Origin of the sequence: Paraburkholderia sp. GAS448 (assembly GCF_050435685.1) — a bacterium.
In the GTDB taxonomy this organism is placed as follows: Bacteria; Pseudomonadota; Gammaproteobacteria; order Burkholderiales; family Burkholderiaceae; genus Paraburkholderia.
On the sequence record NZ_JBNDKT010000087.1, the window covers coordinates 1 to 11,254 of the forward strand.

Sequence of the window (11,254 nt, forward strand, 5' to 3'; positions counted from 1 at the left end):
TGTGCACCCGCTTCTGGCTCTGGCTGCGGATGAGCATCGCTTCCGGACCGCAGTCATGGTCAGCGGCATTCGTCTCAAGGCTATGCCTGTCTTCCTCGAACTCCGTGGTATCCGCAGCGTGCCCCCGGTTCTGGTGATGCCAGGTGTAGAAGGTATTGCGCACGATGCTCAATAGCCACGCACGGGCATCCTCGCCGCGGAACCCGCCAAAAAACCTGAATGCGCGAAGGTAAGCCTCCTGCACCACGTCCTGGGCATCCTGATCGTTATGCGTCAGCCATCGCGCGACATTGAACGCCGAATTCATATGAGGCAAAACGAGCGTCTCGAAGCGCCGCGCAGTATCTGGATCGGCCATTGTCAAATCCCTGCAGTAACCGCATTCCGTGACCGACAGTTACCAGACCGCCGGCACGTCACTTTTATTCCCGGACCGACAAAATGGCTCCGTATTACCCCGGGATAGCAACCGCCTGTCGTGTGATCGAGACGCGTATCCGGAGAAAGCCATGGGGGAAAAGCCTCAGCTGACGCCACCTCTCCCGGCTGGCCAAACCTGCCTCTGTGGAGTGTCTCCGGCCCGCGCCGCGAGTCAGGTGCCGCCCACGCCCACAGCGGTGCGCCATCCGAGGCTCTTGTTCTGATTTTACCCATAGCCACTGGCAATACCCTCAAGCACGGCAAACGGATGAGCGATCCCGGAGGCATTGTATCCGCGCTGAAGGCCATCACGATGCATTCTCTGCCCGGCGACAGTGACCCTCCCCTGATAACGGTACGACCGGACGGGCGGCCGACATCGCGCCAACCTGCCACCCCGTACCTGTCACCGACGGCAAGATGACGTGGACGGTGAGGTCAATGCTTTTTATCGGAAGCACGGGAATATCCGGTGACGACGCGGTGTCTTCTCATCGCATACCGCACAACACTCTCAGGAGTCTGAAATGAAGAAGCTGGCTATCACCGCCATTTCGTTTGCCGTTCTCACGTCGTCGGGCGCATTTGCCCAGGGCAAGACACGCGCCGAGGTCTATCAGGAGCTGATCGAAGCGCAGCAGAATGGCCTGAACTACGTCACCGACACTTCGTACCCGGACGTCAATCCGATCTTCGAGGTACAGGTTGCCCGGATGAAGCGTCAGCATCTTGCGCAACAGCGCGCGACCACACCGGACAGCACGAACAATTGAAGACGCGTTTCGTCCCGCCCTACCCCGCCGATATTCAGGCTGCTGAAGCAAAGGTTGCCGCCAAACATCAAGCGGAAAGAAATGCAGTAGCGGGGGTCGTCCAGAGCGGACAGACAACGCCGACGCCATGAGTTGGCAGAAGCCGATGATGATGATCTGGACGCCGCGAGGTCAAACTATTGCAACCAGCGCTCGAAGCGCAGGACGCGGTATTTCACGACTCGCGCAGTTGGAAACGGTGGGCCCGTCGCACGAAGGCGTTGGACGTTTTGCAGTCCGTTGTATGTAAAGCGAGAATTCGATATCGAAATCCATATCAAACGCGCCACACCTTCGCGTCAATGATGCGATCCGCTGGCGAACAACCCATGTGGGTGTCCAAGCAAATGGGGCACACGGATCAGACGATGATCGCGCGAGTATATGGACGCTGGATGCCAGAAGCAGACCGCGGCGTTGGCTCGCGCGCCGTCGCCATGTTCTCACCAACAAAAGTGGCATGAGAGCGTCATTCTAGCGGGGAAATCCGGGGGAAGCTGCGGGAATGACTGGCATTCGAGTAAGGTCGCGTTTGCCCGTAAACCCCTGTCATTCAAGCCTTCAGGCGTTCGGCAATTTTGAATGACCGGAATCAAAAAAATCCAGATGTGCTAACGACCCTATGCAGCCTTCGGCCTAATGCGACTTCAACGGCCGCTTCCGAGGTACAACGGTCGCCCCTACGCTTCCGGGATCTCGATAGTCCCTTCAAGATATTGAACAGCCTGACCAGAGATATACACCCGGTCGTCCTGTACGCGACAGTGAAGTAATCCGCTGCGGCGCGACACCTGCATGGCCACGAGTTCGGACCTGCCCAAACGCTCGGACCATAACGGCGCAAGCGCCGCGTGAATCGATCCGGTCACCGGATCTTCATCGCCGCCATTGGCGGGCCAAAAGTAGCGAGACACAAAATCGTGGTTATCGCCCTGTGCCGTCACGACGACATCAAGCGGACCAAGTGCCGACAGCAGATTGAGTTCGGGTACGACAGATCGCACCTCTTGTTCTGTTTCGTAGATGGCAACATAGGCTTGCTGGTTGATCAGTACTTCCTGAGGCCGTATCGAAAGCCCTTGGAGCAAATTTGCGGGTATTTCGTTGAGTCTTTCAGGCCGGCGCTGCGGGAAGCTCATTTCGATCAGACCGTCATGCGTATGGCAAACGGTAAGCCGACCGACTGCTTTCGCAACAAATTCGATGACATCCAAATCATCACATCGCTTGAAGATCACATATGCACTTGCCAGTGTGGCATGTCCACAAAAAGCGATTTCGCTCAGCGGCGAAAACCAACGGATGTCGAACGCGCCGTCAGCATTTTTCACGAAGAATGCTGTTTCAGACAGGTTGTTCTCAGCGGCGATTGCCTGCATCAAACTATCGGGCAACCAGCGCTCGAGTGGCACTACCGCAGCGTAGTTACCTTTAAAAACACGATCCGTAAACGCGTCAATCTGATAGATCGGCAGTTTCATGAGATGTGCCTGTTCAAGGCGGGAAGTTAGTCAGCGATTTTCAATGGTGTTCGTTGAAGACGATATCAGCCCGCCACACTGGTGAACATATACAGTTTGCGATGTTCGGTACAAGAAAGTGATCGTTCACCTGGGGCGACCACGCAGCGGGCGTAGTCTGACCCGCCGATTTCGCGCATTGGCGAACGTCCGCTACAGAGCAATCCCCGAGCGGCTCTGATCGAATCCGGAGTGAAAGTTTCAGGGACGAAACAGGAAGACGCACCGGACCACAGCGCTTGATAGCCTGGTCCATCTGACTGAGCACACCCTCAGTAATGTCGCGAGGACGCTGAGTCGCGAGACAAATGTTCAAGCCATATTTCCGAGCCTCTTAGCTACTAGCTCGAACACATCCAGGTTCATTGCGTAGTCTTCCGTGCCAACGGCTTTTCCCAGGAAGTTATGGGGCCGCCAAACGTTTGCGCCAATACGGCTGATCTGCGCCATTACGTCTGATGATTGGCGCGTACTAAAGATTTGCCTATTGCATGTCGTTATCCAGTCAAACAAGTCGGGATGATCGGACATGCTCGTGCCTCACGACGGCGCGGGCCGGACGAGGAAATAGCTCTTCGGGGGAATGAATCTTGAATCACCAACGATCGCCATGGTCGCGGACAGCGGCTCCGGGCGAAGTCATCTATTCTGAAGGCTTCGCAGGCGACGCCGTCATCTACGTCATCGCAGACGGCAAAGTCGAAATCTCTACCCATTGCGACGAAAAGAAAATCATTCTGGCAACGCTAGGAAAGGGCGAGTTTTTTGGCGAAGCGGCCGTGTTGCCGTCCGAACCGCGAGCGCACACCGCGAAAGCACTTAGCTTCTGTCAATTGACCGTCATCGCAGCAAACGTAGTGGAAGAGGAGCTTGAGCGCGTATCGCCGCTGCTTCGCCATATCGTGCGGACCACGATTCGACGGGTGAAGAAGAAGGACGATGTCCTTGCCACCTATACGCATGCCGATTTCCTGCCAGGTGTTCTTTCGTATGCTCATCTTCTGGCTCTGATGGCGGGTGCTGAGAACGCAGACAGACCGGATGGACGCATGCGCCGCGCTCAAGGGGAGGAGTTTTCTGTGCCCCTGCCCGAAGTCATCAAGAAGTGCAATGCGATTGCCGGCCATTCCCGTCCGCATGTGATGGCCATGCTCAAGCGGATGGAGAAACTCAACCTCGTCACGCTCGAGCCGGGCCGGTCCGATCACCTGAGCAACACGTCGGCGCGATATTCAGCGCACGACGGAGCAACAAGTCGGCAGCTTGTTACGTTCGATCCTGTACGGATCACGGAGCGGGCCCAGCAGGTGGCGGACCACGATCTCGACATCTCGATTAGCAGTGAACTGGAACTGATCGAACTGGCTGACCTGGAAGCTCTGATCGGCGTCGAAAAGAAGCTGATTCTCAACAAGCTATCCCATGCGGAAATCGCAGAGGATATCTTCGCGTTTCGCAAAACCAAGGTATTGAATTACGTCGAGGAAAAGGGAGTCAAGTACTTTTCCCGACGAAATTCCCGTGGCCCAGGCGACCTGAAATCTCTGGACGATCTGGAGTTTGTCGACCAGCGAACCTTGTTCGAAGCCGTGAGCGCTTTCGACACCTATGACCTCGCGAAATTGCTCTCCGCCGTGACGAACCAGCCTATCGCCGAGCGCCTGCTTTCGGTGATGACCGAGGCGAGAAAAAAGGAGGTGTCGTGGGTCATGCGGCGTGACATCAAGATCGATCCGCTTGAGATTGCCGAGATTGAACAGCGATTCCTCGAGACCGTGCGAGCGATCAAATCTCCGGCGGCCAATGCAGCGCCGTTTTCCAATCTGGATACCTGACACCTGGTGCACGGACAACAGGCTGTTTTCACTTCGGGCCCGGTGGCTGGGGCGGCCGTTCGAGAGGATGCATGGATCTTTTGACGCTATTTGGCGCATTGTTCGGCGTGACGGCCATCGTTGTCGGATTCTCGCTCGAGGGTGGACACTTCACCTCCCTTTTTCAGCTGGAGGCATTCGTCATCGTAGTGGGAGGTACCCTCGGCGCGGTGATGATCCAGAACACCTGGGCAAGGTTTTATGACAGCGTCAAGCAACTGCGCCTGGCTTTTGTGAAAGCGCGGCAGGTCGACCGGGAAAGCTTGTCTGTCCTGCTCGAGTGGGGCGATCAGGCGAAGCTGAACGGCATGCTGGTGTTCGAGTCGATAGAGGCCGGCGGAATCAATCCTTTTGCCAAAAGAGGATTGGAGCTTCTGGCAAACGGTGTATCGACTGCTGTGCTCGAAGACGCCTTGCAAAGAGAACTTGATGCGTATGAGCGCAATCACATGGCGGCTGCGCGGATATGGCAGCAGGCGGGTGGCTACGCGCCGACATTCGGCATCCTGGGAGCTGTGCTCGGCCTTATTCAGGTAACGGGGCATATGCTCGAGCCTGCGCAGCTCGGGCAAGGTATCGCTGTCGCCTTTGTGGCAACGCTTTACGGTCTCGCGTTGGCGAATCTGATCTTTCTGCCGTTATACGGAAAGATACGGGCGCAGGTAGATAGCGAATTGCGCTTCAGGCGTTTATACCTCGATGGCTTGCTCGCGATATCACGCAAGGAGTCGCCCCACACGATCGCAACCCGGCTGGCGGGCGACGTGCGTGAAAGATCGGCTGAGTTGCTGGGATAGCTGGCTTCGATCCGGGCGAAATGTTGCTGGGCGCCCATTCAAACGCAATCGGGAAGCAGACTTTTCGTGTATGAACACCTCCTCGGGTAACAAGCGCCTTGCGTCAGAGAAAACCGGCTATCAGAAAGGCGACGATGCCGAAGAACAGTCCGGGCGCTGGCTGATTTCCTACGCGGACCTCATCACCACGCTCATGGTGTTGTTCCTTGCGCTTTATGCGCTGCAGTTGGCGAAAAATAGAGAGCTTGAAATAGAGACTCTCGAGCGCCGCGCAGTGAAGGAGGTGACGGGCGCCGCCAGCGCTAACGCCCCTATTGCTGCGCCCGACGCGCCGGATGCCGCAAGGAGGCAGCTGCTTTCTTTGTTAGAGCCGCTTCAAGACAAACGACAGATTACGATTTCGAATGCCTCACAGGGCGTTGAGATTGCAATTAACGCGAAAATTTTGTTCAACTCTGGCGACGCGCGTTTGTTGCCGGAATCTTTCGGCGTGCTCAACCAGGTCGCTGTGGTGCTGCGCGACCATTCAAAAAACAACATCCTCGTAGAGGGACACACTGACAGTTTGCCGATATCGACGGCGAAATACGAATCCAACTGGGAGCTGTCGTCGGCACGGGCAGGGGCTGTGGTTCGATTCTTTGCCGAAAAAGGAATCGAAGCCCACAGGATGGCCGCGATCGGTAGGGCTGACAATTTCCCCTTGATTATCGGAGACGCTGCGGCAGCGCGAGCCGCGAACCGCCGCGTGACTATCCTCGTGGAATATTGAGTCACAAGGAGAGTGAACGCGTCGCTTACGAGGCGGCTATCGCCTTTCTGCGGGGTGAGATGCGGCGCCACAAAGCTGCCGCTGGCGAAGCGCCAATTCTCTTGACTGGCAGCTTACGCTCTACCTGGCCGAACGCGTACAGTCGGACATGAGGAGTCGCTCGCCTGCCGCAGCAACCGGATATTGGTACGGCCGCTTCGCTTTGGGAACGGTCGTTTACCGGTAGCCCAAGCTCTTCGCCTCGTCCGGCAGCACGCTATACAGCTTCGATAAAGCGGGAGTTATGAACGGAGTGTCGAAAGCGGGGGTATCGCAACAGCCTGCTCAAGCATCGCGGCAACCCTGAGCGTAAACCTCTCCCAAGTGATCGCCGCGCCCATGTATCCGACGGGGAGCAGAGACGTCTTCGCCGTTGAGTACAAGGCACCGAAAGCAGATACGGCGCACGGACCGATCCCGCCGTTCAGTCCGCGGATTCTGGCGATGAAGGGCTCGGCCCGGCCTGAAGTGTCACGTCTGCGAGGACGAGCTGTCCGTACTAGCAAGATAGAGGCAAGTCATGAGCTTCCACTCGCGCCGCAACTCATCGTTGAAGAGATCGTCGCCGTAAAGAATGGCCCTATGTACTAGTGCTTCTCCGGTCGACTCAATGACAAACGCCGCCAACCGCAGGTCCGGCCTGGGCACCGGCTCCCCGCATCTGCGAAGCGCGTTTTCGAGAAGGTCAGCAATGGCGAGAGAAACGCGTCTTAGGTGCTGCGTCTTGCTCACCTTGCCCATCTGATCGAGAAGAACGCGATGCAAGGCAAGATCCTTTGCATACGCGTCCACACTTGTATCGATCCACGCGTCGACCAATGGCGCTATCCCCTTGCCCTCCACTTCCTTGAAAGCGCTGGCGTACGTGTCAAGCAGGTTGTCACAATGGCGTTTGATCAGTTTCGCGACGAGGGCTTCCTTGCTGGTGAAGTATTCATAAAGTGAACCGACACTAACACCAGCTGCTTCTGCAATGCGAGTCGTACTCGTGGCATCAAATCCATCTCTTATCAAAAGCTGTCGAGCAGCCTCGAGAATGGCGTCAACGGTCATCAGGGACCGTCCTTGCCTCGGCCTGCGGCGCACGGCAATCTCCGCGTTCGCGCCGAACTTTCGACTTTTGACAGGCACGTCTTCCTCCTTGGCAACAATGTTCGCGGCAGCCACCACCGAGCGCGAGCTACGCCATATAGATTTTAGCCTTATGGGCGTGCTCTCGAATTTCGGGTCATTAGATATCCGAGTAGGCGTCTAGCAAATCGCGCAGGTAGCCAGGAAGAAAGGCGTCGGATGGACCGACGTCGGGGCGCCGAAATCCGAATAGAAGCAGGAAAGTGCGCCGCCTATGATAGGGACGTAATCAAGTTGCGACCTCGCGGGGCAATATGCTGCGCCGCACACTATTACAAATATCTTACGCCAGGTTGCATAGATAGACGGAGACATAAGTCACATGGAACATGCCGCTTCACACGACCTGTCGTACTGGCCCGCAGACCAAACCGAGCCGTTCCTGGAAATCAGCATTGGGGATACGTTCACGAATGCAGCAGAGCGTTGGGAAAACGAAGTTGCGCTGGTTGAGGGTGTAGGCGGAACCGACAGGCGTCGCTGGACGTATGGCGAGCTGCTGACGCAGTCACGCAAGGTGGCGGGCGCACTTCTGAGTCGCTTTCGCCCGGGCGAGCACGTCGCGGTGTGGGCATCGAACCGTCCGGAATGGGTGCAAATCGAACTTGGTGCAGCACTTGCCGGTATTACGCTCGTAACTGTGAACCCGGCGTATCTCGCTCCGGAGCTCAAGTATGTCCTCAAGCAGTCACACGCCTCCGGAATTATCGTAGAACCAGAGTATCGCGGAAGGAAACTGGCAGCTGTCGTAGATGAAGTAAAACCTGAGCTGCCACTCTTGCGGGAAATCATTTCACTGAAGAGTTGGGGAGACCTTGTTGATGGTTCGTCAGAGTTCGTCGCGTTGCCACGTGTTGAACCTGGCGATATAGCCCAAATTCAATACACGTCAGGCACCACAGGCTTCCCCAAAGGCGCGCTTCTAACCCATCGGGGGTTGGCAAACAATGGGCGAATCTATGCGCAAGTTATCGGTGCGCGTAGAGGCGACGTATGGGTCAACCCGATGCCCCTGTTTCATACAGCTGGGTGCGGTCTCGTGACTTTGGGAGCATTGCAGACGGGAGGAACACATGTTCTTCCGCCGACTTTCGATCCGGCGTTGATGTTGGATCTGGTCGAGTCGGAGCGCGGTACATTGATGTCTGCCGTCCCAACCATGATGGTTCGTATATTGGAACACCCAGAGTTGGCGGCCTTCGACCTGAGTTCATGGAGACTCGCAACCCTCGGAGGTGCACCTGTCTCGACGGAGCTTGTACGGCGGATCGAGAATACGCTTCGCGTTAAGGTGGGCATTGGCTTCGGGCAAACGGAAGCTTCGCCCTATATCACCCATACACGCGAGAATGAGTCCCGGTCGGGTTGGGAGTTGACAGTCGGGCGGCCTATGCCACAGATTGAAGTCAAAGTGGCCGATCCACAAAGCGGCGAGACTGTGCCAATAGGCAGTTTGGGTGAAATCTGGACTCGGGGAAGTTGCGTAACCAAGGGTTATTTCGACAACGAGGAAGCGACGCGACAGGCGCTGACCGACGACGGATGGCTTCGAACGGGCGATCTGGGTTCGATGGCAAGCGACGGCTATCTCACCATTCAGGGAAGAATGAAGGAGATGATAATTCGCGGTGGCGAAAACGTATATCCTCGCGAAATCGAGGAGGTTTTGCTTAGCCATCCAGCCGTTGCAGGTGCTTGCGTGGTCGGGTTGCCCGACGCCGAATGGGGCGAGATCATCGCTGCCTTCATCCAGCTGAGAGCCGGACGTGCCGAAGGAGAGAGTGAGCTCACGAGCTTTTGTCGCACTCGTCTCGCATCATACAAGACACCACGGGTCTGGCGTTTTGTGGATGAGTTCCCTCAGACTGCATCGGGGAAGGTCCAGAAGTATGTTCTACGTGAGCAGTTCCTTAAAGAAGTACGTGCGGACAAATCACTGGACGGCGCCCCGTAATTTGTCAGTTGCGCCCTGGCGGGGGCGACCCCTGGGGCGGATTTTTCAAAGTCCGCCGGGATTACAGGATACGGGCAAGACACTCAAATTACCCAACGAAAGTATGGATTCGATCGCATTCTATTTTGATTTCGTCTCGCCCTACGCGTACCTCGCATCGAATGCGATTGAGGCCTTGGCAGACCGTCACGGTAAAAAACTTGATTGGTTGCCGTTCCGGCTTGGCGTTGCGGTAGTAAAGGTAATGGGGCTGAAGCCGCTGCTTGATACGCCGCTCAAAGGCCCCTATGCCCGTCATGACGCATCACGAATGGCGAAAGTATTAGGTATGCCACTTACAGATGATTTCTCCATGTTTGACCCTGTACCTGCTCAGCAGTTGATGTACACGCAACCGCTTGAACAGAGACCGGCGCTGGCGAAAGCGTTGTTGAGTGCACGTTGGGCTGAGGGGCGGCACCTCGGTGACATGGATATCTTGTTCGATGTTGCTCAGAAGGTGGTTGGCATCGACAAGCAACGTTTTCGCGAGACCATTGAGTCGACAGAATCGCGTAGAGCCGTCAACGAGGCGACCCAGGCTGCGGTCTCCCGGGGGGTGTTTGGTTCCCCAACATTCGCAGTAGGAAACGAACTGTTTTGGGGCGGGGACCGCATTTGGCTACTCGATCAGTTCCTTGCCGCTGGGAAGCGGTATGTGCCGGCAGCGGTCACTCCTCTCACTCCGCAGTGAATCGCCCTGGATTTTACGGAGGCCCCACTTCTTGACGTGATGATCTGAGCGCGTGCCTTACGTCGATGCTCTTCAGAACGAGGTCGATTCACCTCGCGGCCAGTAGCTCCTCGACCATGCGCAGACTGAGCGGAAAACGGTAATACGGCCACGCCAAACCGAGCGCTAATTTCACGACAAGACAGGTGCGATTTCCACTACGAATGTCGAACAACCGATTATCCGTGCGTCAAACCAAGGAAGTTACGCGTTTGCGGTTCGTCTGCGCCCGAAGCCTGAATGGCCGCCGGAGAACCAAGTGATAGAAGTGTTGACGGGTTCGAGCGTCGGCGGCGGTGGTCGACCGACGAAAAGCTGGCGATGGTCCAGGAAAGCTTCGAGCCGGACGGGACGGTGTCGATGGTGGCACGCCAGCAAGACGTGAATCCGAACCAGCTGTTCACTGACGCAAGCTTTACCAGGACGGCAGCCTGTCGGCTGTGACGGCTGGCGAAGAGTCCGATAGCCCTCGAGCTTTCAGGCAGCAAATCCGAATAGAGGAGGCAAGTTTAGCCTCGTATCATGGTCGCACTTACATTGTGTATTTCCGCCCCAGCCGGGATTCCCGGTGGTGGAACTCAAAGATATGAGGAGCCAGCATGAAGACACGTATAACCAGGCTTTTCCAGATTAAATATCCCATCATTCAGGGAGGAATGCATTACGTTGGCCTCGCAGAACTTGCCTCTGCGGTTTCCAACGCCGGCGGCTTGGGCATTATCACTGCCTTGACACAGAAGACGCCTGAACTGCTTGCAAAGGAAATTGCCCGGTGCCGGGAAATGACCGATCAACCGTTCGGCGTGAATCTTACGTTCCTTCCGACGTTTTCGGCCCCTCCCTATCCTGAATACATCGACGCTATCAAACAGGGTGGGGGGCGGATCGTCGAGACGGCCGGTCGCAATCCAGAGCCATACATTGGTAGTCTCAAAGACGCGGGTATCAAGGTCTTTCACAAGTGCACGTCAATACGCCACGCCCTTAAAGCGCAACAGATAGGATGCGATGCTGTCACTGTGGATGGCTTTGAATGCGGCGGCCATCCAGGAGAGGACGATATTCCGAGGCGCGATCAAATGTGAACTGCAACACCTTGATCTGCTAAGGTGCGCACATGAATAAAAGCAAGTATCAGCAGTTACAGCCTGAAGAACGTCTCA

9 protein-coding genes and 2 pseudogenes are annotated in these 11,254 nt (G+C 56.3%); 8 read left to right on the forward strand and 3 right to left on the reverse strand.

All coding sequences use genetic code 11. The annotated features are described in order from the left end of the window. Positions 1-358 (reverse strand): sigma-70 family RNA polymerase sigma factor (locus P3T23_RS46320; protein ID WP_429322726.1); only part of this gene is annotated, 358 nt, incomplete at its 3' end. Positions 359-947: 589 nt separating this feature from the next. On the opposite strand from P3T23_RS46320, the gene P3T23_RS46325 reads away from it, so the two are divergent. After that, on the forward strand, positions 948-1,193 hold the full coding sequence (locus P3T23_RS46325; protein WP_429322727.1) for a DUF4148 domain-containing protein: 246 nt from the start codon (positions 948-950) through the stop codon (positions 1,191-1,193). Positions 1,194-1,912: 719 nt separating this feature from the next. On the opposite strand, the gene P3T23_RS46330 is transcribed toward P3T23_RS46325, so the two are convergent. Further along, positions 1,913-2,713, reverse strand: a complete 801-nt coding sequence (locus tag P3T23_RS46330) for a PhzF family phenazine biosynthesis protein (protein WP_429322728.1) — start codon at positions 2,711-2,713, stop codon at positions 1,913-1,915. A 629-nt stretch (positions 2,714-3,342) separates the two neighbouring features. Here P3T23_RS46330 and P3T23_RS46335 point away from each other — a divergent pair. The 3 genes from P3T23_RS46335 to P3T23_RS46345 all read left to right on the forward strand — a co-directional run bounded on the left by P3T23_RS46335 (position 3,343) and on the right by P3T23_RS46345 (position 6,195). Then, the gene (locus tag P3T23_RS46335; RefSeq protein WP_429322729.1) at positions 3,343-4,587 is read left to right on the forward strand and encodes a Crp/Fnr family transcriptional regulator; all 1,245 of its coding nucleotides are present in this window, start codon (positions 3,343-3,345) and stop codon (positions 4,585-4,587) included. Between the two features lie 71 nt (positions 4,588-4,658). Continuing rightward, a complete protein-coding gene (locus P3T23_RS46340) occupies positions 4,659-5,423 on the forward strand; it encodes a flagellar motor protein (protein WP_429322730.1) in 765 nt (254 codons plus the stop codon). A 70-nt stretch (positions 5,424-5,493) separates the two neighbouring features. Further along, positions 5,494-6,195 carry an OmpA family protein gene (locus tag P3T23_RS46345; protein WP_429322731.1) on the forward strand — a complete coding sequence of 234 codons (702 nt, stop codon included), beginning with the start codon at positions 5,494-5,496 and terminating at the stop codon, positions 6,193-6,195. A gap of 510 nt (positions 6,196-6,705) precedes the next feature. Here the strand turns inward: P3T23_RS46345 and P3T23_RS46350 are convergent. Then, positions 6,706-7,287, reverse strand: a complete 582-nt coding sequence (locus tag P3T23_RS46350) for a TetR/AcrR family transcriptional regulator (protein WP_429322732.1) — start codon at positions 7,285-7,287, stop codon at positions 6,706-6,708. Between the two features lie 400 nt (positions 7,288-7,687). Here P3T23_RS46350 and P3T23_RS46355 point away from each other — a divergent pair, with 400 nt between their 5' ends. The 4 genes and pseudogenes from P3T23_RS46355 to P3T23_RS46370 form a co-directional block, all read left to right on the forward strand. Next, positions 7,688-9,319 (forward strand): AMP-binding protein, encoded by a 1,632-nt coding sequence (locus P3T23_RS46355; protein WP_429322733.1) that lies wholly within the window; start codon positions 7,688-7,690, stop codon positions 9,317-9,319. 103 nt (positions 9,320-9,422) lie between these two features. Continuing rightward, on the forward strand, positions 9,423-10,052 hold the full coding sequence (locus tag P3T23_RS46360; protein WP_429322734.1) for a 2-hydroxychromene-2-carboxylate isomerase: 630 nt from the start codon (positions 9,423-9,425) through the stop codon (positions 10,050-10,052). A 301-nt stretch (positions 10,053-10,353) separates the two neighbouring features. Beyond that, positions 10,354-10,549, forward strand: a pseudogene (locus P3T23_RS46365) (transposase); the annotation flags it as partial. A gap of 141 nt (positions 10,550-10,690) precedes the next feature. Continuing rightward, positions 10,691-11,158 (forward strand): annotated as a pseudogene (locus P3T23_RS46370) (NAD(P)H-dependent flavin oxidoreductase); the annotation flags it as partial. Positions 11,159-11,254 lie beyond the last annotated feature (96 nt).

Excerpts from the sequence above, each read along its gene's own strand:
- P3T23_RS46350 (WP_429322732.1), bottom strand. The coding sequence starts at position 7,287 with ATGACCGTTGACGCCATTCTCGAGGCTGCTCGACAGCTTTTGATAAGA.
- P3T23_RS46325 (WP_429322727.1), top strand. The coding sequence starts at position 948 with ATGAAGAAGCTGGCTATCACCGCCATTTCGTTTGCCGTTCTCACGTCG.
- P3T23_RS46330 (WP_429322728.1), bottom strand. The coding sequence starts at position 2,713 with ATGAAACTGCCGATCTATCAGATTGACGCGTTTACGGATCGTGTTTTT.
- P3T23_RS46355 (WP_429322733.1), top strand. The coding sequence starts at position 7,688 with ATGGAACATGCCGCTTCACACGACCTGTCGTACTGGCCCGCAGACCAA.
- P3T23_RS46345 (WP_429322731.1), top strand. The coding sequence starts at position 5,494 with ATGAACACCTCCTCGGGTAACAAGCGCCTTGCGTCAGAGAAAACCGGC.
- P3T23_RS46340 (WP_429322730.1), top strand. The coding sequence starts at position 4,659 with ATGGATCTTTTGACGCTATTTGGCGCATTGTTCGGCGTGACGGCCATC.
- P3T23_RS46360 (WP_429322734.1), top strand. The coding sequence starts at position 9,423 with ATGGATTCGATCGCATTCTATTTTGATTTCGTCTCGCCCTACGCGTAC.